This is a genomic window from Chryseobacterium sp. DZ-32 (genome assembly GCF_059587025.1).
Window position 1 is genome coordinate 46,504 of the sequence record NZ_JCAIOM010000001.1, and the last position, 23,703, is coordinate 70,206.

The window sequence follows — 23,703 nt, forward strand, 5'->3', positions numbered from 1 at the left end:
AATGTGTTATTGTTCCAGAATAGAAAGATTTACAAAGCCATATTCATTGCTTGCAGAAGAAGTATCGGTTCTCAGACTCAGGTTGCCATTATAGACAGACTGATAGATATACGGCTGAAGCGTGTCTCCCTTATTGAGCTGAACGCCTGCAACGCAGGATCCTGCCACCTGTGCCTGTTTTGAGATATTGGAGTAAGATTTCACGCATTTTTTTATCGTAGTGCTTCCGTTTACAACATATCTTGCTTCTGAAAAATAGCCTGAAACAATAGGAATTCTTACAAAGTCATACGTAAAAGAAACAAGATATACTCCTGTTCTTGGCGCTGTAAAAACACCTGTTCCGGGAGTAAAATTTCCTGTCGGATCGGAAACCTCTGTCCAGCCTGTAATACCTGTAGCAGTCTGATAGGGAATTTTAACGGCAAAGTTCGCAGCCTGAAGGTTGGCTACCACTACTGCCTTTGTTGGGGAAGAAATAAGATCCTGCCATACAATACCATCCGAATACTGCATCTTTCCACCATTCAGCGGATTATACCGTACAGCACCTCCGCCTGCAGTCGAGGCTGTCTGACTGGTTTCTCCAATTCCGATTGCATTATCAGTATTGTTAGCTGAGCGCGTATCGATTCTGGTGGCCGGTGTTAAAGTTCCGATTCCGATTTCTCCGGCAGAAGTGATGGCAACATCATTGGAAATTTGGGTAGAGGATGGAGCTCCGGATGAGGGATTATCTTTTGCCCCATCCACATGGAAAATAGTTTGAGGGCTTGAAGTATTAATACCTACTTGAGCTTTTGAATAGCTTATGGTAAAGCATAAGGGAACCAGAATTCCCTTCATCAAAATACTTAGATTTTTCATTTAATTTGTGGTTTTAAAACGAGTACATTTCTTGGTCAAAGATAAATGTAAAAGCACATCCCACACAATAGCCCCGCTTAAGACACAAATACTTAAAATATTGATAATAAGCAAAATAGAATATTATTTTACATTATCAAAATACGGAATTTTATTATTTTACCATAAAACTGAACCTTATTTCGTAAGAAATTTTAAGGATTTATGTTTTTTGATGAAAAAGATTATTTCAGAAAAGATTGGATGTCATTAATAAGTTCATCATATGATCTCCTATACTCCGATCTCAATATTGTTCCTGTTTCAGATTCCTCAATAATGACATCATAGCCATTGGTTTTAGAATAGTCGTATGCTGAAATATAAATAAGAACATTTCCCTTCTTCAGTCCTAAAACTGTAGTATCTGCGTCCCAGTAATCTACAAATTCATATCCGGAAAAGTCTTCAAATGCAAGTTTATGTATTAAATTATTGATTTCAGGTATTTTATTTTCCATTCAATAAGAAATAATAAGGGGGAAAATAAACAGAGTTTTTGAATTAAAATGATTCTTAATGAAATCTGAAGTTCGCTTCCGGTAATGTATTCTTTTTTAAAAAGGCTTCATATTCAGGAGACAGCTTTGCACGGCCGAAGGTATTTTCTCCACTCATGCTTCCCAGACGTACCTTATCCTTACCAAACTTTCTGTTCATGACATCCATTGCTTTCATCACAGGCAGATGCTGGTTTTGAATATCTTCTTCAAAAAGGCTGATCTGTCTCTGATCTTCAGGTACAAAATCATTTACCATTACTCCTGCTCTCTTATAATGAAATCCTTCTCTGTAAATGGCTTCAAAAAGTTCATTAACCACTCTTCCGATGAGAATGGACGAATTGGTAGGATTGGAAAGGATCCGGGTCATTGCATTTTTGTATTCAGGAAGGTCTTTTCTGAACCGGTTGGTTTGTACAAAAACAGTTATCATTTTACAGCAAGTGTTCTGCTTTCTGAGTCTTTCCGAACAATACATTCCAAAAGTTTCTACCCTTTCCCGTACTTCTTCTTTCTTTGTAAGCATCTGCATAAAGCTTCGGGTAACTGCGATAGATTTTTTAGGTGAAGGAGCATCCAGCTCAAGCTGACGAATTCCCTTCAATTCATTGACCATTCTTACTCCATGAATTCCCATGATTTTTCGAACCCACATTTCAGGCTTCTGAAGAAGATCCCATGCTTTATAAACACCACTGTCATTCATTTTAGCAGCAAGCCTGCGTCCTATTCCCCATACATCTCCTATATTGAGCCATTTCAAAGCTTTTTCAATTTTTTCAGAAGTATCCAGAATATAAACTCCTTTAAAATTATCCGGAAATTCTTTTACGATCCTGTTGGCTACTTTACATAAAGTTTTGGTGGGTGCAATTCCTATACTTACCGGAATATTTTCTTTCTCATTAATCTCATTTCTGATCTTAAGACAATATTCATACATATCAATGTATTTAAAACCTGTCAAATCAAGAAAGAGCTCATCGATACTGTACACTTCATGGTCAAGCACATAAGATTTGGCAATATTAATAACCTGTTGGCTTTTATAATTATACAGTTCAAATTTTGCAGAAAAACTTTTCACATCATGTTTCCGGAAAAGCTCTTTATACTTGAATGCAGGAGCAGCCATAGGAATTCCCAGATCTTTTGCTTCTTTGCTTCTGGATACAACACATCCATCGTTGTTGGAAAGAACCACAACGGGTTTGCCTTCAAGATCAGGATCTAGAGTCCTTTCACAGGAAACAAAAAAATTGTTACAATCTACCAGAGCGTACATGACAATTGTATAGTAAAATCTATACAAAATTATAGCTTTTAAAGAATAAAACCATCTTTTAAGCTACAATTAACATCATATTTAACACTCTGAAAAACAAACGAATAAAATTTTTATAATACGACATATTTTGTCGCATTAGCGCAGTAATTTTGTTTTCAAAAACACAAATTATATGATAGATTAAATCATCCTCAGCCGTTCTTCCTCGAGGTCGAGCTGGTACAGCTGGTGGCGGATAATTTCTTCATTGACGGAAATATCTTTATTCAGTTCTGAAAGAAACTGTCTCTGGCTTTCCAGCATTTCAAAAAAGATATCTTTGGTCTTTTCATTCATCCATTCGGTATTATTGGTCTGTATTTTTTCTTCCCATTGTTTCAGCATTCTTTCCAATCCTGCATGGCTGTTCAGTTCAGTTTCATGCTTGGTTTTAAGAAAATGGTAGACATGCTGCTTTAGTTTATATTTTATTTCTTCCCGTGTCTTTTTATCTTTTTCTTCATCTGTGAAATCATCAAATACATGTCCATATTTTATAAAGTAAGGCAAAGTAAGTCCCTGTACGAGTAAGGTAAGCAAGATTACCACGAAAGTAATGAACAGGATAAGGTTTCTGTTGGGAAAAGGAAGTCCGTTTTCAAGGGTAATCGGAATGGCCAGGGCAGCAGCCAGTGAGACAACACCTCTCATTCCTGTCCATCCAAGCATCAAAGGCATCAGGAGACGTCTTCTTGCAGAAGAAGCACGGGGAGCAACACTTGGCCGGAAAATCAATGTAGCCAGCATGGCGGCATAAGAACTTATGATTCTGGCGGCAATCAGAATACCGGTCACCAACACTCCATATTGGATAGCAATTCTCAAAGGAATTCCTTCTGACCGCAGCCCTCCGACAATTTCAGGAAGCTCGAGCCCTATTATTAAGAATACGATGCCATTCAGAATAAATACGAAGCTTTCCCATACGCTATACCCCATGATACGGCTGGTACTGTTTAGAAATATCATTCGTTTTCCAGACATATACAACCCACCACAAACTACAGCTAAAACTCCGGAACAGTGAAACTGCTCTGCGACCCAATACATCAGATACGGTTCAATAAGGGTCAGGGCAATATCAGAAGCAGCTTCTGTAGGAAGCCGTTTGTGAGCCTGTACAAAAATCCATGCAAGTACTAACCCGATTCCTGCGCCTCCGATTACCATCCATAAAAAATCCAGAGAAGCTTCCTGCCATACGAACTGTCCGGTTCCTACAGCAATCAGAGCAAAACGGAATATAATAAGAGAGGAAGCGTCATTCAACAGACTCTCTCCTTCCAGAATCGCAGATGTAGTGGATGGTATTTTTACAAATTTCATAATGGCTCCTGTACTCACAGCATCCGGTGGAGACACAATACCTCCCAGCAAAAACCCGAGAGCAAGTGTAAATCCGGGAATAAAATAATTCGCTGTCACCGCTACTGCCAGCGCTGTAAAAAAGACCACTAAAAAAGCAAAGCTTCCGATAATACGCCACCATCTTTTCATTTCTTTAAAGGAAATTGACCATGCAGCCTCAAACAAAAGAGGAGGCAAAAAGATAAAAAAGATAAGATCCGGATTGATCTTTACCACCGGAAGACCTGGCACAAAACTAACAAGCAGTCCGAATACAACGAGTAAAACAGGATAAGCAATTTTTAATTTTGTAGCCCACATATTGAGCAGCACAATAGCCACAATCATGGCCAATAAAAAAGGTAGGAAGGTATGCATTGATATTGTGTTTTATCCGTCATATTTACTACTTCTATTTGATTTTTAAAAATTTAAAAACAATTTTTTCTTATTTTTTTGTGTACGGATGAATTTATCTCCTTCTAAATCTTTTTACTTTATGTTTTTCACCTCAGGTTGAATACTTATAGAATTTTAAATAAAACACGTCAAGTTTCGTCGCATCCGCGCTATACTTTTGTTCTACAAGAAAATAAGAAATATGGACAAAGTAACCTTAGAACGGATTCAGAAACTTCACCCGTTGGTAAGAGATGAAGTGAAGCAAATTATACAGGAATGTGATGAAGCACTTACCGGAAGAGCCAAAGTGCGGATCACTCAGGGATTAAGATCTTTTGAAGAGCAGGAAAAGCTTTATGCAATCGGAAGAATTACTTCAGGAAAAAAAGTAACCAATGCCAAGGCAGGGCAAAGCATTCACAACTATGGCCTTGCAGTAGATATCTGTCTTATGATTGACGGAAAAACAGCAAGCTGGGATACGGCAAAAGACTGGGATAATGACAACGTTGCAGACTGGTACGAATGTGTAAAAATCTTTGCCCGCCACGGCTGGGATTGGGGCGGAAACTGGAAAACATTTAAAGACCTTCCCCACTTTGAAAAAAAGACAATTCCCTCTAAAAAAGGACCTGTAAAAACCAGCTGGAGAACGCTTTTGAAGATGCCAAAAGACCAGCAGAATTACGTTATTTTTTAGTCTCATTTATTTGAAATTAAATATAATACGACACGTTCTGTCGCTTCCCCAGACTACCTTTGCTTTATAAGAAAACAACAAAAAAAGCAATGAAATCTAAGTATGGAATCTCCACAATTTTTAAAATATTAAACAGATTCTGTAGATGTAAGATTGCATGTGTCCTTTTAACAAACCATTAAAAATATCACATGAAAAAGACAACCATTCTTTCTTTGGACGGAGGTGGAATAAGGGGAATTGTAACCTGCATTATTCTGCGTTACATAGAAGAACAGCTCCAGTATTATGATAAGCCTTCCGCCAAGCTGGGAGATTATTTTGATCTGGTAGCTGGCAGCAGCACCGGAGGTCTGATTGCTTCTATTATTCTCTCTCCTGATGAAACCCGAAAAGCAAAATATTCTATTCAGAAAGGATTGGAATTATATGCTGAAAAGGGCGGCGACATCTTCCAGGTTTCCTTTTGGGAAAAACTGGTTAATCCATTCGGATTATTGAATGAAAAAATTTCCCAGGAAGCTCTGGAAAAAAATTTACATGATTTCTTTGGAAATTTAGAATTAAAAGAATTAATAAAACCCTGTTTGATAACAAGTTATGATATAGAAAACAGAAGAGCAAAGCTTTTCAACTCCTGGAAAGCCAACCTCAGCACAGACAATTTCTATGTAAGAGATATCTGCAGAGCGACTTCAGCAGCTCCTACGTATTTCAGTCCTGTTCAGATTAAATCAATGTATGGCCAGATTTTCAGTCTGATTGATGGCGGTATGTTTGCCAATAATCCCGCATTGTGTGCTTATGCAGAGGCCAGAAAGATTCCTTTTGCAGAAGTTTTAAAAAATCATCAGAAAGCTAACCGTCCCACGGTAAACGATATGATAATAGTTTCCATCGGAACAGGGATCGAAGCAAGGCCCTACTCTTTTAAAAGACTGGAAAAAGCAGGAAAAATTGGCTGGGTAAGCCCTATTGTTGACATTTTGATGTCTGCCAATGCGGAAACAGTAGATTACCAGCTGGAACAGATGTTTCAGACTCTGGGACTTAGAAATCAAAAAAATTATTATCGTCTGAATCCTTCACTGAAAAATGCTTCTCCCGCCATGGATAATGTAAGAAGATCCAATATTGAGAATCTGATACAGGCCGGACTGAGCTATATTGATGATAACCGAGAAACTTTGAACCAGATTGTTCAGAAACTCATCAAAAATAAAATATAAGCTTTTTGCCTTATAACTACCTTATATAAGTTATTAAGATTATATTTAAAAATTAAAAAATCTTTTTTAAACACGTCAAGTTTTGTCGTTTCGCTCCACTACCTTTGGAGTATCAAAAAAGACACAGAACAACAATCTAAAAAACTTTAAGAAGCCTTTGAATTCAACATTTCCCTATGCTGAACAGCCTGAAATATGTTCAAAAAAATATAACCAACACCTTATCACACAAAACATGGAAACACCAGATCACAATACAGATATACTCATCGATGAAGATCTCTATACGATAGAATGGAGTGATATCGAAAATGCTGAGATGGATTATGAAAACTATCTCAATGACATTGAAAACTTCTTCAGAGAAGATTTTGAAAAAGGAATACCTGAAGAAGATATTTTTTAAATAAAATTAAAAAAACACGACAAGTTCTGACGCTGTCCGCCATTACCTTTAAATCTCTGTAATATACGCACAGCAATCTCATTAAACAACCCCGAACCCCTTTGAATTCACCATTCACAAAATGCTGGACAGCCAGAACTATGTCTTAAAATATAGCAATCATAAGCCTGTTATACCAAAATACAGGACATATAATCAATTTATTAACCAACAAATCACACAACGTTTTATGAAAACAAAAGAAGAACTCAGGCTCTATTTTGAAAATGGAGATATTCCAAAACAGGAAGACTTTTGGGAATGGCAGGATTCTTACTGGCATAAGGATGAAAAAATCGATATGGCAAAAATCGCAGGTCTGGAAAACGGATTACCACGTTTTAATGACTTTTATGCTGAGATCGATGAAAATGGAAATGCTTCCCTGGCTCATTTACAAGTCAAAAGAGTATTTATTAAAGCAGGAACACTATCCATTCCTGAAAGGTTTCTCTTTAATACAGGGATATCGGAAATATCAATTCCTGACAGCGTTACTACCATTGGAAAAGATGCCTTCGGCAATAACCTTATTAAGTCTGTACATCTTCCCGCTCAGGTTAAAACCATCTATGATTATGCATTTTCTAACAATCAAATCACAACATTATCCTTATCTGAAGGTCTCATAGAAATTAAAAATTCAGCTTTTAGCTATAACAAAATCAGCTCTTTGTCTATTCCCTCTACGGTTGCCATGATTGGTTCCAAAGCATTTAGCAATAATCCTGATTTATTGTATGTAAGGCTGGATAACTCAACCCAATATTACGCTGATGCTTTTGATGCCCAAACAACAGTTGTGGGTGGAAGTTTAATCATTGACATGTAAATAACATTATGAAAACAAAACAAGAATTAAAACTCTATTTCGAAAATGGAGATATCCCAAAACAGGAAGAATTCTGGGAATGGCAGGACGCTTACTGGCATAAGGATGAGAAAATTGACATGCGCAAGATTGCAGGTCTGGAGAATGGTACATTCAACATACTCTATGCTGAAATGGATGCTGATAAAAATGCTTCATTAGCCTTCTTTTCAAAAAGAAAAATTGTGATAAAAGAAGGAACACTCACTATTCCCAAAAATTTCGCCGCAGGTCTGCAGGTAACTGATGTAGAAATCCCCGACTCCGTAACAAGTATCCAGGAAAGCGCATTTAGTAACGGAGGCCTAACAACCCTTACAATTCCTCCAAAGGTAACCGAAATTCCCAATTGGGCTTTTTACAATAACAGATTGACGTCTTTATTTATTCCGGACAGCGTTATCAACATTGGAATACAGGCATTTACAGCCAATCAGCTGAAAGAAGTTCGCCTTCCTAAAGGAATAACAATGATCTCACAGGGAGCCTTCTCTGTCAATAAACTGACATCTGTTGAGATTCCCGATGGAGTAACAGAAATTCACTCGGATGCTTTTGTCAGCAATCAACTCACCTCAGTAACCATTCCGGCCAGTGTACTCAAAATTGAAAACAATGCTTTCAGAGTTAACCAGCTTACAAAAGTAACATTAGGCCCTGAAACGACCTATTTACCTTATTCTTTTGACAGCACAGTGGAAATCGTGGGAGGAAAACTCATCAATTAAAATTTTTAAGCAAATGAAAACAAAACAAGAATTAAAAAAATATTTCGAAAACGGAGATATCCCGGTACAGGAAGAATTTTGGGAGTGGCATGATTCATACTGGCACAAAGATGAAAAAATTCCTGCAGCTCAATTAGATTATGATCTGTCACAAAAAGCAGATGCAAATGCATCCAATATAAATCCGCAGAATGCTCAGCTTTGGAAAGAAAAAATTGAAACGCAGACAGCTATTCAGGTTCCGCAATTAAATGGAAATATCTTAACGGTATTTTATACGGGTGAGAATGGGGTTCAGCAAAGCAAATCCGTAGATTTAAGCAGTTTGGTAACCCGTGATATCAGCATTCAAAACGCAGTATATGACGCCTCTCAAAATATCATTACCATTACCCAGAATGACGGCTCTGCCTTTCACATCAACCTTTCTGAATTCAGTATTATTCCCACCACCAATGTAGATGGAAGTGTTACATTGTCACAGGAAGGACAGGAAAAAGTTATCCTGAAAAAAGTAGCTGTAACAGGCAGCTATAATGACCTTTCTGACAAACCCACTTTTAGCGGGAATGATAATTTACAAAATGTCATCGACAGAGGTAACGGAACAACCAAGCCTATTATTTTTCAGCCAAGCCAGGGCAGAGCAGGCGAAATCAATTTCAGTCCTACAACGTATTCCTTCTGGTTTGGAAATTTGAACACGGATCACACCGGAGCTTACGGACTGGGAATTGGTTATAATACATTATCAAAATTAACCACCGGAGCAAATAACGTAGCACTTGGTTCTTATGCTTTAAATGAAACCACAACAGGAAGATGGAATACCGCAACCGGTGTTTCAAGCGGAGCTAAACTTACCACGGGTAATTTCAATGCTTTTTTCGGAACACAGGCGGGAACTGAAACAACAACAGGAAACGGAAATACGTATATCGGAGATGAGGCAGGAAACAAAAATATTGCCGGAACCAATAACACCGCGCTGGGTCTTGGAGCTGCTTATTCCTTAACTAATGGAACCCAGAATACTTTTTTAGGTGCTTTTGCAGGGTATATTCATGGAAAAGCGACGACTTCAGGTGCATGGGGTTCCAATACTTTCATCGGATACAATGCAGCGTCTACTACTCATGCAATGGGTGTTTGGGGAGATAACAACGTCGTTATCGGCTGTAATGCCCCGTTAGGAGGTTCAATATTTAACAAGCTGGTGATTGAATCCAATCCGGTAGCAAGACGTCACGATCTTGTCACTCCATTAATTGGTGGAGATTTTGCCGCAAGAACATTGGATTTTGATGCTGTAATCAGTGCAAGAAGAACTCCACTGGCCGATAATACCTATACAAAAGTAGCGGTCCTGAATGCCGGTAATGTATTGGGATATAAAAACCTTTCCGACTTCCAGAACTGCATTCCTCTCACAGGAACAGAAGTGAACAATCCCGTTTCCGGTCATATTCAGTTTGAGAATGCCGAAGCACCGGAAATTGAATCTCTTCTTTATAAAATCAATACTCAGGACGGAATTAAAAACCAGGTAGGTTTCTTTCCAAGCGGAGTTTTGATCACATCAGGCAGTGTAGATAATTCTATACAATCGAATTTAGATGTCAGTAAAGATTACGGTGTATTGGCAAGAGCTTATGGTGCAAAACTTAGTTTAAGTAATGCCGGAGCTTCTTTAACGAGCTTTACCGATCATTCTGACGGAAAAGGAATCATGGTAAGCAATTATCCAGATGAACCTGTTATGGTAGAGCATCAGGTATCAAATGCCAGAGGATTAAGTTCTAAAACTTATTTTGGAGACAACGCACAGGAAAATGATTACATCCAGAAACAATATGCAGACAAACAGCATTCCTACAGCACCAAAGAAGAGCTGACAGGCGGAAAATGGATCAACGGTAAGCCGGTTTATAAAAAGACCTTGTATCTGAATCAGATTCCGAGAACAGGTGAAATCGATTTAATACCCGAATTCCCGGATCTTGAAACTATTATCTCCAACGAAATGTTTACAGAATGGGATGATCTTAAAGCGGCATTTGCAGGTAACCAATGGAGAACAAAAGCCTATATCACAATCGAAAGAGAAAGAGCCATTATTGAGCTGTTGAATGTACCTGATTACAATTATTCTCTTATCAATTCATTTACCCTAACCCTTGAATACACAAAAAAATAAGCAACCATGTCAACAAATAATACATCAACAGTAAAATCCGCATTTACTGTCGGAAAATCCTTAATAGGAGAAGGAATTATTAACTACAAAGAAACAAACCCTATGAATACCAATAACGCATCACAATCACTTTTCAGATTTGTAAGTCTGAGAAACCCTCAATTAACAGAAATTAAAGACAAAAACTTAGGATTTATCCACAGACCTAAAGGAGTCACCGGTGTCTTTGATACAGCAGTCGTTGGAAGACCTGCCAAAACTTTAAAATTTACAGCCATGAAAAGGGCTGCCGGTGAGTTTAACAATTCCGGATTCGAAAGCGAGAAGAAAATCGAAGAAGGAGCATTTAAAGACCTTCTGATGATCGGAAGAAAGCTTTCTAAAAAAGAAACATTAGAAAGCGCTGACTGGACGTTCGTTACGGATTATTACAAAAGCCTTATTAATACCAACAGACAGCTGAACGCAGAAGGAATTGCTATATTTTCCCAGCTTTGGAATAATTATATTTATCAGATTGTTACCCAGGGAGATTTCTATATTAAAGAAGCCATCAGCCACATTTTAATGGCTATTCAGCTTGGTTTTGCCAGCAACCAGGACCTTACAGATCAGGAAATCATCAAAATTAATGGAGAAAAACCATTGGAGAAGGCAATGGATGGAAAAATTATACTTCCTACCATTCTATTTTCAGAGGATACGGAAACGGCATCTTTAGTTTCATCTGCAAACGCTGAAGGTTCCGAGCCTGCTTTGGCAGCAAGAACGGTTCAAAGATTAGAATCTGAAGCAAGAGCTTCTTTTGTATCCAGCAAAGCGATCCACAGAAAGGAATCTCTGAACACACTGAATTCCGAACTGGAAAAACTTCAGAAAAAGTTCCATAAATCCAGATATCAGGCCTATCAAGATGAGTATTCCAAATATATGGCAGAAAACAAAGAGCGTTTGGAACTGTATGACAGAAAGCTGGCAGAAGTAGACAGTAAAATCACTCCGGACATGTCCGAAGAAGAAAAAGAACGCCTTTACAGCACTTTGAAAGAATATGAAGTTGCTCCTTTCGTATTTACGTACAAAAATGAAATCAATTTGGAAGATTTGCAGGCAAAGCTTTCTCCGGAATCTTTCGACCTTTTTGTAGAACTTTTCGGTGAATCTACAACCAGCTTAACTTCTGTGGCAGAAGATACAGACAACCTTCAGATCCTTTCGCACGACACCTTAAGAATGGGTGCTCAGACCATTGTTCTTGATGATGAGATTGAAAGCTATGCTGATGCTTTACTTGTTGTAAGAAACAATATCTCTGCTTCCATGGAGACGGCACTTCAAAACAGCCCTCTTCCGGAACAGCAGTATGCCAATATCGGCGGAGCTTCAATACCTCTTATTCAGAATACAGCCAGAACACCGATGGCATACAGCTTATATGCTCACAGTGCTTACGTAGTAGCAGGCAGCAGAGGATTTGTTAATTTTTCTTTTGAGGTTGAAGATGTTTCGTGGAGCGTTGCCAATGCTAAAATTACGGCTACAACAGATGCTGCCGGAACTTTCGAAGAAAATTACAGCAATATTTCTGTAGTTGATAATAAAATTACCTTACCTGCGGCTTTGGTAAACAGATTCAGAACCAGCTTCAGTTTCAAAATAGAAATTATTTTTGATAACGGAAGCCAGGCTTATGGAGAGATTGCCACACAATATCTGAAAGAAGACTTAAACCTTACCGGAATGCTGACTCTGAAGCGTGCAGCAGTTGAAAACCCGGGTACACCTGAACCAGGTACAACCCAAAAACGAAAAAATTTCGGGATCAAAAGATTGGGTGTAGCAGATTATATGAAAGTCGTGCAAAGTGTTCATGCTTATGTTCCGGGAGAAGTGTCCAATATTGAGAACGTTATGGCAAGCGAACTGAGACATAAGTCTTCCGTTTCCAGAGAGTACTCTGAAATTACAGATACAACTTCCAAATCTCAGGAAACAGAGAAGATGTCAGACACTTCCAAAACTTCCAGAACGGATATGCAGACCGAAGTTGCGAAAGAAATTGAAAAGCAGCAGAGTATTTCTGCCTACACAAGATTCAGCTATGGAAATGACAGTGCCATGAAGTTTGAAATCGGAGCAGATTATGCCAATAACTCAGCACAGCACGACAGTACAAGACAAGCTGTAATGAAATCTCAGGAAATTACAGAAAGAGCAATGGAAAGAGTTCTTACTAAAATTTCAGAAGAAAGAGTACAGAAAATCATCAAAGAATATACGGAAACCAATGTTCATGAATATGATAACAGAGGAAAGGTAACCAACACTGATAATGCTGAAGCTGCACAGCCTAAACACATTACCGGAGTTTACAGATGGATCGACAAGAAAATGAAAAACCAGATCTACAACTATGGTAAGCGTACGATGTTTGAATTTATGGTTCCTGAACCTTCAAGATTACACCGTCTGGCTCTTACTGTTGCCAAAGCTCAGGTACTTAAAGCTCCTGTAGATCCAAGAAAAGCACCGGAACCATGGTTAATGGCAGATCCAAAATCTGCAACGATTGTACAGATCCAGCATTGGGCTCAGGAATACGGAGTAACTTTAGAGGCATTCCCGGAAGCAACCAAACAAGTAATTCATACTGCTTCCAGCGTTCCTCAGACAAATGATGATTTTGGAATTGACTATACACAGTTTACCATCCCGGACAATTATGCCGGAAAAAATGCAAGCTTTGCCTGTAGATCAACCAGAAACAGAGGTGGTGGATGGTCAGGGTCACGTTATTCTGAAGTGATGTTCTCTAACTTAAAAGGAGATATGATTGGCCGTTCTGAACGTGGTGGAGACCTTAATTTTGACGACGGGTCATCTGGTTTCAATATCACAGGTAATGTATCTTTTCAGGTGAAGGGCCACAACGTAAGAAGTTATACCATCAAAGTTGTTGTGAACTGTGAGCTGAGCGATGCCTTTATCAACAAGTGGAAAACAGACAGTTTTAATGATATTATTAAAGCCTATGAAGCTGCTTATGCCAAATTCCAGGAAGATCAGGCAAGGCTGGATGCAGAGCAAAAAGAAAAAGAAGCTCAGCTTAAAGAAAGACAGGATACTTTCTACCGTTATATGGAACATGATGTCTTAAAGCACAACTGTATCGCTTATTTATTACAGGATTACCTTTATACATTAGGTCAGGAAACAACCAATGGTGCTGATGAGAAAACAACCATGGATAATTTCCAGGTATACCTGAATGAAAATCTGGACAGATATACAGCCCTTGCCAAGTTCATGGAGCAGGCATTTGAATGGGAAATCATGGATTACACCTTCTATCCTTACTATTGGGCCAACCGTAAGAGCTGGCAGGAATTCTATATCAGCGAAAGTATGGACCCATTGTTCAGAAGTTTCCTACAGGCAGGTATGGCAAGGATTATCGTTACCGTAAAACCAGGTTTCGAAGCAGCTGTTCAGTTCTTCCTTGAAACAGGATTGATCTGGAATGGCGGTTCTGTTCCGGTAATCGGAGATCCAATGTACATGAGTATCGTGGACGAAATGAGACAGCCAACCGGAGAGCCTCAGGGTAAATACTGGATTACCAGAATCCCTACTACCCTAACGATCCTTCAGGATAAATCTACAGGACTTCCGGTAAATCAGCCATTACCGATTTTCCCTGAAAATGCCCCTGAGAATTGTGAAAACCCATCAGAACTGGAGTTTGAAACAAGTTTCAGATTAGATGAAGATGCACAGTTACAGCATGGAGAAAAAGACACCAGCACTTTAGGCTAATATTTATTCAACAAAATGGCGGTTAATCCGCCATTTTATTTCTCATAACATTAAAAACTAAAAAGATGAGCACAATAAAAGCATTAAAAGTTCCAAAAATACAGGATATTTCCTCTCCATCTCAAATCATAAAAGCAATTCCTCCGCTAGGGCTACCCCCAAAAAAAACTGGTAAATATTCAGAAGATTTTTATGGATTAGAAAGAAATGAAAAAATTGATTTTTCTAAGATAGTTAAATACTTGAAGACTGGCACAGAAGAACCTTTAGACTGGACTAACTTTATTGCCCCAACAAAAATAATTAATGAAAGTGTTGTAATTGGTACAGATGGTGTGGTTGATGTAAAGAGAAAAGTTAATGAGACAATTCCTTTTTCTTATATCAACTCTTATAAACAGAAAATTACAACATCGATTAGCTGTGGTATCAATAGAAAAATAGATAATATTGACAGTACAATATCAATATCTTTTCAAATTGACAGCAACCAAGAACAAATTAAGTGTAAGGCAGCATACTTTTATAAAAATACAGAACATTATCGGAATTCTGTACAGTCAACAACTTCAGAAAATGCATTTAGCATTAATGATAAATATGTTGGCATTATGTTTTTCAGTGAAAACATTACGGATATATATTACTTAATCAAAGAGATCCAAGGAGATACCCCTGAATGGTTTCAACAATTAATTAACAACAAATATATTCCATTAATTGAAAGGACTACAGATATTAAACAACTTATTTGGTTATATGAAAACGCCCCTGATTTCACATTATCCAGCTTAAAACCTGAAGTCTTATGGAAAAACATTTGTTCTTTTTACAGCTATGATGTAAACGGTTTTTTCAGCTTTGTAAGAGATGCCAGTCCTGCGTTAATGAAAGCATTATTTGCATTTAACACTCCTCAACGAATCTCATTTTTGATGCAACAATTCAATAAAAACCAAAGTTTTGTAGTTAACCTCTATCATGCTTTGGATGATGAGATAGCTTTTATGGGCCAGGAGGTTCCTTGTAGAATGGCCTTTATAAGTATCATTAATTCATTCTCTCATATCGCAAAAGATAATTTCACTTTTACTAATCATCTTTTTTCAGTTGGAAAAAAATCTTTTGTAAGTCTGGAAAAAATAGAGTCCAATCTAAAAGAGGATAAAAACAAATACTATGTTCAACAAAAATATATTACAGACGAACAATTAATAGATACCGGAAGTGTTATCATGGATATTGGTAGTAATACCATTACAACAAGAGCAATAAAACTAAATCCACTTGATATTGTTATTGTTATAGAAGAAGAAACTCAAAGTCTCTTATTTGTACCTGCATTGTTTCTCTATGATAAACAGCATCAGAAAAACATGGAAGGACTGGCCAGTGCAATCAGAATTGGAATAAACATGCTGGCGATTGCATTAGCTGTAGAAACCCTTGGAACAAGTTTATTAGCTGCTGAAGGAGCCAGCTCTATTACATTTTGGGGAATGTTAGTAGCTGTAGACGGAGCCATCGCCTTAGGAGATTTGGGAATTCAATTAGCCAAAGATAACCTAACGAAAGAATTTCTGGATATATGGGAGAAAATTTATAAAACAGCAGGTTATGCAACAGCTACAACAGCCGTAGTACAACAATTATACAAAATAGGGGGAAAGATATTAGCCGAAGAAACCAGAGCAGAAGTAAAGAATTTTGTAATGAGCTGCATGGTAAAAGTAATGCTTGAAAGAGAAATTTCTAACTTTACCAAAAATACATTTAAGGTACTCCTGACAAACAAGGAATTAATAGATGCAACAAGAGGTCTTGTAAACGAAGCTAAATCAAAAATGCTAAATAAATATGGCATGTTCCTTATAGAAGGACAGTTCAAGACTCAAAGAATTGTAAAAAATAAGGTTGTAGAAGAAGTTAATAACGAGATTGCTATAGTATATAAAGGTGAAATAATTACAAGAGCTCAAAAATCCGAGTTTTATAAAGAGGCCAACAAGCTGTTGAAGCACCTTAATAACCCAAAGGAATTTATTAAAGCAGCTGAAGAACTTCTTACATATGGTAAAATATATCCTACAAGTAATTTAAAAGATTTACTTACTGAAGCAGAAGCTTATAATAAATATGGGGATTGGGGTAGAAGCCTCGTAGAAAAGGTGAATATAGATGCTGCCAAAATTCTTTCTACTTTCGATGCTGGTGTTATTTTCGAAAAAACAATGATAAGTGGTTTCATTTATGTAAAAAATGGAATAAGGTATATTTCAACTGAAACCAATTTTTTGAAAGCAGAAATAGGAAAAGGAAAAGGTGAAGTATATAAAAACTTCATTGATAATATCCACCCTACTCTTAAAATAAGGTTGGAAAAGCATATTGCCCGTTTAAAAATGAAAGGGGTTCCTGCTGAAGAAATTGACATATTAAGGGCTGGTGCAATGGGGTCTCATGGAGAGATCAGAGCATTAGATAGGCTGTTAACTACTATTGATCCTGAAGGAAAACTGGGAGAAGCAGTCTTTCATGATATTATCGGATACAACAGATATTTAAGAATTGCCGATAAATTACAACCTCCATGTGTCCATTGTTATTATTTAACCTCAGGAATTAGATTCATGGGATTTTAATAAATTTGTTTAATACATTAATCGAATAATCATGGCATTAAAAATAAAAGAAAGCGAGTTAACATGTAACCGTTTAGACGGCGGAGGAGTTCCTATATATTATCACAATGGCAGCCCTTTTACAGGTATTGTTTTACGATACTATGACACTGGCGAGCTTTTTTGCGAAGAGGAATATAAAGATGGCTATCAGGAAGGATGGTTCAGATCTTATCATAAAAACGGTAAAAAATACACAGAATACAAAGCCCATAACAACGTAGAATACGACGGCACTTATAAAAAATGGGATGAAAATGGTAATTTGACGGCATCCTTCTAATAAAAATAGAATAAATAAAAAATAAAACACGACACGTTTTGTCGCATGAACCGCATATATTTGTCTTATAAAACTTTACCATGAATGCAGCGTTGCTGCACCCTAAAAAATAGAGAAATGAAGAAAGATTTTTATCTGACAAGATATGCCTTAATTATTAAAAGATTAGAAAGTTCTCCGGCTACCTATTCACAGCTGGAGGACTATCTTTTAAACTCTTTTGAATTCCAGGATGCGGGAATCAAGAGCTACTCTATCCGTACCCTGCAGAGGGATATCCGGGAGATTTCCGATCTTTTTAACCTCTCTATTCACAACAAAAAAAAGGGTGACAACCGGTATTATATCGAGAGCCGCCCGATTATGGAAGTAGATGAATACAATCAAAAACTTCTTGAATCTTTCCAGGTAAGCAACGCCCTGAATCTTCATCCGGACTTTTCAGATTTTATCTTTTTTGAAAGCCGCAAACCAACCGGTGTGGAACATTTTTATGACCTGTTCTTTGCGATCAGAAATAAAAGAGTTGTGAGTTTTGAACACTACAATTACAAGAACAAACTGATGACCTCCAGAAAAGTGCATCCTTTGGCTTTAAAAGAATCTAAAGACCGATGGTATCTTATTGCTATTGATACCAAAGACAAAGTTTTAAAATCATTCGGGCTTGACAGGATCAATTATCTTGATGTGGCTAAAAATCAGTTCAGGGAAAAATACAAATACAACTTCAGAGAGCACTTTAAAAATGCATTCGGAGTGATGAACCTGACAGAACAGAATCCGCAGAACATTGTATTGAAATGCAGCCGCCATCAGGGAGAGTACATCAGAAGTTTCCCACTTCATCAGTCACAGAAAGAAACCAAAGAAACGCCGGAAGAGATCTATTTTGAGTTCTTCCTCCACCCTACTTATGATTTCATGCAGGAAATTCTTTCTTACGGAAAAGAAGTAACCGTTCTGGAACCGAAAACCTTAGTTGAAGAGATCCGCAATCATTTGCAGGAATCTTTGAACCGTTATCTTGAAAGCTGATCATCAGGAATATATTTCATATTTTTTGTTATATTTACATAAATATACCCTTATTGAAAACTTTATTCATTGGCATCAGCTGCTTTATCTCTTCCTTTTTTCTCGCACAGCAGAAAGAAGAGTTCAGACTTGTAAAGAGTTATTATAATCAGCACAGAAATATGCTGAATAAAGAGTTCAAAAAGAAATTTGATGCAGAATCCGATACTTCAAAAAAGGCTGCGATAAAGGGAGATTTCCTTTTTTTCATGAAAAAAATGGATAGTATTGAAAACAATGCCCTGATCGGAGCTTTATTAAAAGTCAGAAATCTGGAGGACCTTCAAACCATCAAAAATCAGGCATTCAACTCATCTGAAAAGTTTTCAGATGCTGAAAAAATTGCGGATTATCCCGGAGGCATCAATTCTTTGAGGCAGGAAGTAGCCAACCTGCTGTATGTGGATGGAGTATATTCTAAAGAGAAGATGATAAAAACGGATGTTGACTTTATTGTTGAGAAAGATGGAACAGTCAGTAATGTCCGTGCACAGGGAGACAATTTTACCTTTAACAGACAGGCAGAAATTGCTTTATATTCTCTGGTGGAAAAATTTTCCCCGGCAATGCTGAAGGGCGACCCTACTATTTACCGCTTTAAACTTCCTTTAACTTTAACGATAACAGATTAATGTTTACCGACGAATATTATATGAAAATGGCGCTGCAGGAGGCAGAGGCCGCTTTAGAAAAAGATGAGGTCCCTATCGGATGTGTAGTAGTTTCCAACAACAGAATCATCGCAAGAGCCCACAATCTCACGGAAACATTAAATGATGTGACCGCCCATGCCGAGATGCAGGCCATCACCTCTGCTGCCAACTTCCTGGGAGGAAAATACCTGAAAGACTGTACGCTTTACGTAACGATGGAACCTTGTGTTATGTGCTCAGGTGCCCTTTCCTGGTCTCAGATCTCGAAAGTAGTGATTGGGGCGCGGGATGAGCAAAGAGGTTTTATCAATAAACATCTTTCCCTCCATCCGAAAACTGAAGTTATTACGGGAATCATGGAGGTAGAATGCTCTTCTATTGTTAAAGAATTTTTTAAAAGCAAAAGATAATTTAAAATAAAAGCCAGAGGATATTGCAATTCTCTGGCTTTCAATTTTATAAATAGCAAGACTTTCTGTTTTAGTCTTTTAAAATACAATATCTCACCAGATCAAAATATTCTCCGTCTTTTTTCACTTCTTTTATGAGAACAGCCTCCTTCTTCATTCCTATTTTCTCCATAATTCTTCCGGAAGCAGGATTGTGAAGGAAATGAGTGGCAAAAATTTTATTGAGCTTCAATTCATCAAAGCCAAAATCTATTATCCCTTTTGCAGCCTCGGTTACATACCCTTTGTTCCAGTAAGGAATTCCTATCCAGTAGCCAAGTTCAGCTTTATCATCATCTCTGTCATGCAGCCCGATAGCTCCTATGATTTGCCCCTCTTTATTCCGGATAGCAAACGTATACCCTGTGTTATTTTCAAAAGCCTCTTTTGACATTTCCACCCAGGATCTGGCATCATTTTCCACGTATGGATAAGGAATATTGGAGGTAAGGTCAGAAAAAATCCTATGCTGAAGAAGTTCAACGATAAAAGGGATATCCTTTTCTTCCAGCTGTGAAAGGATCAGTCTTTCGGTTTGTAGTACGGGAAATTCTTCCATTATATTAATTGTAAGATTGAGGAACTAAAGTATCAGCTGGATTCAACCTCAACCTTAATCATTTAAATTTATAAATCTTTTCCGAGGAAATACAGACCTTTCAATGTATGGAGCCTGTCCATCACATGAATCTTATCCGTCAGAGGTTTATAGACATGGGAAACTCCTCCTGTTGCCACTACAAAACAATCATCGTTCACTTCTTCGTTGATACGGCTGACAAAGCCTTCTACCATACCGAGAAAACCATATACCATACCACTTTGCATACAGGTTACCGTATCCAGTCCCAAAACAGATTTTGGTTTCTTCAGTTCGATATCCGGAAGCTGTGCGGTCTGGTTAATCAGTGAATTCAGAGAAGTTACAATTCCCGGAGCGATAATTACTCCTAAAGTCTCCCCTGTTTCTGCTACACAGCTTGCCGTAAGTGCTGTTCCGAAATCTATGACAATCTTCTTTCTGTTTGGGTACAAATTGTGTGCAGCCACTAGGTTTGCATAGATATCGGTTCCCATCTGCTTGGATTTAGCCTGCACTCCGGAAGGTGTATTTCTGTCAACAATCACAGGATTTGTTCCATGAATTTTTTTGATCCCGGAGCTCATTACTTTGGTAAGCTGAGGTACTACGGATCCGATAATTACCTTATCAATCTCTTTCGGATCAATTTTATAGGTTTGATAGAGCATCAGCATCTGTACATAAAGTTCATCTGCTGTTCTGTAAGGTTTTGTATTGATGACCCAAGAAATATCACAATTATCGCCATTGAAAAGACCGAATCTGATATTGCTGTTTCCTACGTTTATTACAATTGAATTCATTGATATATTTTTCAGAAGAAATTCATTATATAAATTGAAATCCTGCTTATTTTTGAGGCACTAAATTTAATAATTTTAAAAAAAAGAACCTGTCATTATCCAACTAAATTACAATGGCTCACTTATTTTTTCTTTCCTGAGAACAAATCACTATATTTAATAACACATTATAATTATTCTGATTAACTCATGAAAAAACTGATCCTCGGTACTTTACTATGCTTCAGCGTCTCCATTTTTGCGCAATCCGGCAATTCAATGGCAAGCATTTTACAAAAAATAAAGAGTCAGTCGAAAATTGATACTCAGGATAAAACAGTTTATGATCTGATGGATGAGTTTTATCAAAAAAATCTTCAGGCTGACAATGATGAAATGACTCCCGAATTTACCCACAAGCTTAAAAAAGCCGTTTCCGATCCGAATACCAAAAATATACACCTGCTTTATCTTTTTCTGATGTATCAGCAGCATATCAGCCAGGCCGTAGCAGAAGGAAAGAGTCCTAATCCTGTGTTTCAGATAGAAACAATGAATCTTCTGGAAAGCGAAACAAAAGAAGTATATGGAAAACTCCCGGCAATCATTTACATTTTTAAAGCAGAGGCTTTAGATAGCGGCTCAAAAAAAGAAGAAGCGAAAATGACGGTCGCAAGCGGTTTAAAAGAATATCCGGATTCTGTTCCTTTAAAGGTTTACAGTTATCTAAATACCAAAGAGGAAACTTTGAGGAAAGATCTTATCCAAAATCATCCCCATCACTGGATGGTACAGCAATTTGGAATACAATAATAAAAAAATCCACAGACTCATCTGTGGATTTGCTTTATATATGTTAATTGTTATTTCACTTCAACAAAATTATTTTCCATATTCACATCTGCAATTCTCTGGCTGAAATCAATTCCCAGGACAGACAATTGAGATTTTGTATAAGGAATCGTAAGTGTATATTCTTTTTGTGTCCATGGCCAGTATGGCATTGTTTTAAAATCACCATACACATCCTTTGTTTTCCATGTGTGAGTCATATTCATTGGAATCTGATAGGTAACAACTTTCTTATCGGTAGTCATCACACCAAAATCAATCGGCATCGGGACCTGACCATTATTAATCAGGGTAATGGTGGTAGACTTCGCATCATACTTTACATCCTTAATTCCGTAATCGATAGTTTTTGTCGTATTGATCCAGTAATTATGGAACCATTTCAAGTCCATCCCCGAAACTTTCTGTGCAATGTGAAGGAAGTCCCTGTCTGAAGGATGCTTCATACTCCACTGGTCATAATATTGCTTTAAGGTTTCGGCAAGATTCTGCTCTCCCATAATATATCCAAGCTGCACCAGATACAACTCTCCTTTGACATAGGATGCATAGGTATAAGATGTACCGTTATCATGATGGTCACCTAACCAAACGGCAGGTTCTTCAATTCCTTTTTTAACGAAGTTTCTGTAGGCATCCAATCTTTCAACAAAAGGATTCGGAAGATCTTCAGGGAATAACTGATACATGGTATAGCCTTCCGCATAGCTTGTAAAACCTTCATCCATCCACGGACGTACAGATTCGTTAGTGGCAAGCATCTGCTGGTACCATGAGTGGGCTCCTTCGTGAGCCATTAATCCCATTAAATCTTTAACACTTTTAGCTTCTCCTAAAATCATGGTACACATCCCGTATTCCATTCCGCCGTCTCCTCCCTGGATAAAGGCATAGGTAGGATATACATATTTCCCGAAGTGAGCATTCATGATCTGGAAATACTTCGTGATATAAGGCTGAGATTCACCCCATGCTTTCGTTTTATCATTTTTCTGATACACCAGATATACTTTCGGACCTTCCGGAACATTGAAGCTTTCTACAGAATAATCTCTGTCTGCACTCCATGCGAAATCAAGGATATTTTTTGCGGTCCATTTCCAGACCACTTTTTTGTCTTTTTCTGTTTTTATTTTGGCATTGGCATCGTAGCCTTTTACTTCTGTTGGATTTTCCAGAATTCCTCCTGCTCCTACGACATAATCTTTGTTGATTTTAATGGTAACATCAAAATCGGAGAACGGTGCATGAAATTCTCTTCCCAGATAATCGAAGGTAGCCCATCCATCATAATCGTATTCAGCAATTTTCGGATACCACTGCGTCATGGTCATGTCTACTCCTTCTCTGTTGTTTCTTCCGCTTCTTCTGATCTGCATAGGAATCACAGCATCCCAATCCATTGTAAAGGTAGTCGTAGAATTAGGTTTGATAGGTTCTGCCAGATACACTTTCATAATGGTTTCCTGAACTTCAAATTTCAGATCTTTCCCATTTTGTTTAATCCAATGAATATTCTGAGCACCTTCCTGGTCTTTTGGAATGGAAGCGAGTCTTGAAATGCCATCTTTCTGCAGTCTTGAATCTCCATTTTTCCCCTGGGAAGCCACTCTCTGATCCATCATGGAATTAGGTTTGAAAGCATTCCAGTATAAGTGGAAATAAACCACATTCAGCTCATCCGGCGAATTGTTGGTGTATTCTAAAGTTTGTTTTCCCTGGTAGGTAAATTTTTCAGCATTGACATCTATATCCATCCTGTACTTTGCAGCCTGCTGATAATAAGCTCCTTGCTGAGCCTGAAATTGTGAAATGATAAACGCAAAAATGATTGCAGCCGATTTTCTCATTTAAAATTTTATTTTTTCTAAA

General features: G+C 37.7%; 20 protein-coding genes. 13 read left to right on the top strand and 7 right to left on the bottom strand.

Features of this window, described 5'->3' with window-relative positions; all coding sequences use genetic code 11:
* Window positions 1-6: 6 nt before the first annotated feature.
* The 4 genes from AC59HC_RS00190 to AC59HC_RS00205 form a co-directional block, all read right to left on the bottom strand.
* Window positions 7-867, bottom strand: a complete 861-nt coding sequence (locus AC59HC_RS00190; protein WP_411414168.1) for a complement C1q domain-containing protein — start codon at window positions 865-867, stop codon at window positions 7-9.
* Window positions 868-1,091: 224 nt separating this feature from the next.
* A complete protein-coding gene (locus AC59HC_RS00195) occupies window positions 1,092-1,367 on the bottom strand; it encodes a hypothetical protein (RefSeq protein WP_496557778.1) in 276 nt (91 codons plus the stop codon).
* A gap of 55 nt (window positions 1,368-1,422) precedes the next feature.
* Complete coding sequence (locus AC59HC_RS00200) at window positions 1,423-2,721, bottom strand: Y-family DNA polymerase (protein ID WP_496557779.1); 1,299 nt, start codon at window positions 2,719-2,721, stop codon at window positions 1,423-1,425.
* A gap of 156 nt (window positions 2,722-2,877) precedes the next feature.
* Entirely contained in the window at window positions 2,878-4,461 is a 1,584-nt protein-coding gene (locus AC59HC_RS00205; RefSeq protein ID WP_496557780.1) for a Na+/H+ antiporter, read from the bottom strand.
* A gap of 223 nt (window positions 4,462-4,684) precedes the next feature.
* Between AC59HC_RS00205 and AC59HC_RS00210 the strand changes: the two genes are divergently transcribed.
* From AC59HC_RS00210 to AC59HC_RS00265, 12 genes are all read left to right on the top strand, one after another.
* Window positions 4,685-5,185, top strand: a complete 501-nt coding sequence (locus AC59HC_RS00210; protein WP_110008332.1) for a M15 family metallopeptidase — start codon at window positions 4,685-4,687, stop codon at window positions 5,183-5,185.
* A 191-nt stretch (window positions 5,186-5,376) separates the two neighbouring features.
* Entirely contained in the window at window positions 5,377-6,414 is a 1,038-nt protein-coding gene (locus AC59HC_RS00215) for a patatin-like phospholipase family protein (RefSeq protein ID WP_137904442.1), read from the top strand.
* A 235-nt stretch (window positions 6,415-6,649) separates the two neighbouring features.
* Window positions 6,650-6,820: a hypothetical protein gene (locus AC59HC_RS00220; protein WP_167497887.1), complete on the top strand. Its 171-nt coding sequence runs from the start codon at window positions 6,650-6,652 to the stop codon at window positions 6,818-6,820.
* 229 nt (window positions 6,821-7,049) lie between these two features.
* Window positions 7,050-7,691 (top strand): leucine-rich repeat domain-containing protein, encoded by a 642-nt coding sequence (locus AC59HC_RS00225; RefSeq protein WP_496557781.1) that lies wholly within the window; start codon window positions 7,050-7,052, stop codon window positions 7,689-7,691.
* Window positions 7,692-7,699: 8 nt separating this feature from the next.
* Complete coding sequence (locus AC59HC_RS00230) at window positions 7,700-8,458, top strand: leucine-rich repeat domain-containing protein (protein ID WP_202841854.1); 759 nt, start codon at window positions 7,700-7,702, stop codon at window positions 8,456-8,458.
* A 13-nt stretch (window positions 8,459-8,471) separates the two neighbouring features.
* Entirely contained in the window at window positions 8,472-10,655 is a 2,184-nt protein-coding gene (locus tag AC59HC_RS00235) for a hypothetical protein (protein WP_343640827.1), read from the top strand.
* A gap of 6 nt (window positions 10,656-10,661) precedes the next feature.
* Window positions 10,662-14,471, top strand: a complete 3,810-nt coding sequence (locus AC59HC_RS00240) for a hypothetical protein (protein ID WP_429817216.1) — start codon at window positions 10,662-10,664, stop codon at window positions 14,469-14,471.
* 65 nt (window positions 14,472-14,536) lie between these two features.
* Window positions 14,537-17,113 carry a hypothetical protein gene (locus AC59HC_RS00245; protein WP_202841858.1) on the top strand — a complete coding sequence of 859 codons (2,577 nt, stop codon included), beginning with the start codon at window positions 14,537-14,539 and terminating at the stop codon, window positions 17,111-17,113.
* A 31-nt stretch (window positions 17,114-17,144) separates the two neighbouring features.
* Window positions 17,145-17,435: a toxin-antitoxin system YwqK family antitoxin gene (locus AC59HC_RS00250; protein ID WP_034691694.1), complete on the top strand. Its 291-nt coding sequence runs from the start codon at window positions 17,145-17,147 to the stop codon at window positions 17,433-17,435.
* Window positions 17,436-17,552: 117 nt separating this feature from the next.
* Window positions 17,553-18,473 carry a helix-turn-helix transcriptional regulator gene (locus tag AC59HC_RS00255; RefSeq protein ID WP_137904446.1) on the top strand — a complete coding sequence of 307 codons (921 nt, stop codon included), beginning with the start codon at window positions 17,553-17,555 and terminating at the stop codon, window positions 18,471-18,473.
* A 53-nt stretch (window positions 18,474-18,526) separates the two neighbouring features.
* Window positions 18,527-19,144 (top strand): hypothetical protein, encoded by a 618-nt coding sequence (locus AC59HC_RS00260; RefSeq protein ID WP_496557782.1) that lies wholly within the window; start codon window positions 18,527-18,529, stop codon window positions 19,142-19,144.
* Window positions 19,144-19,575: a nucleoside deaminase gene (locus tag AC59HC_RS00265; protein ID WP_062673172.1), complete on the top strand. Its 432-nt coding sequence runs from the start codon at window positions 19,144-19,146 to the stop codon at window positions 19,573-19,575. The genes AC59HC_RS00260 and AC59HC_RS00265 overlap by 1 nt, the downstream gene beginning before the upstream one ends.
* 70 nt (window positions 19,576-19,645) lie before the next feature.
* On the opposite strand, the gene AC59HC_RS00270 is transcribed toward AC59HC_RS00265, so the two are convergent.
* Window positions 19,646-20,173 (bottom strand): GNAT family N-acetyltransferase, encoded by a 528-nt coding sequence (locus tag AC59HC_RS00270; RefSeq protein ID WP_343640839.1) that lies wholly within the window; start codon window positions 20,171-20,173, stop codon window positions 19,646-19,648.
* A gap of 68 nt (window positions 20,174-20,241) precedes the next feature.
* Window positions 20,242-21,000 carry a type III pantothenate kinase gene (locus tag AC59HC_RS00275; RefSeq protein WP_110009141.1) on the bottom strand — a complete coding sequence of 253 codons (759 nt, stop codon included), beginning with the start codon at window positions 20,998-21,000 and terminating at the stop codon, window positions 20,242-20,244.
* A gap of 189 nt (window positions 21,001-21,189) precedes the next feature.
* Here AC59HC_RS00275 and AC59HC_RS00280 point away from each other — a divergent pair, with 189 nt between their 5' ends.
* Complete coding sequence (locus AC59HC_RS00280; RefSeq protein ID WP_343640843.1) at window positions 21,190-21,792, top strand: hypothetical protein; 603 nt, start codon at window positions 21,190-21,192, stop codon at window positions 21,790-21,792.
* Window positions 21,793-21,842: 50 nt separating this feature from the next.
* Here AC59HC_RS00280 and AC59HC_RS00285 read toward each other — a convergent pair whose 3' ends face one another.
* Window positions 21,843-23,681, bottom strand: coding sequence for a M1 family metallopeptidase (locus tag AC59HC_RS00285; protein ID WP_496557783.1), 1,839 nt, complete (start codon window positions 23,679-23,681; stop codon window positions 21,843-21,845).
* Window positions 23,682-23,703: the final 22 nt, after the last annotated feature.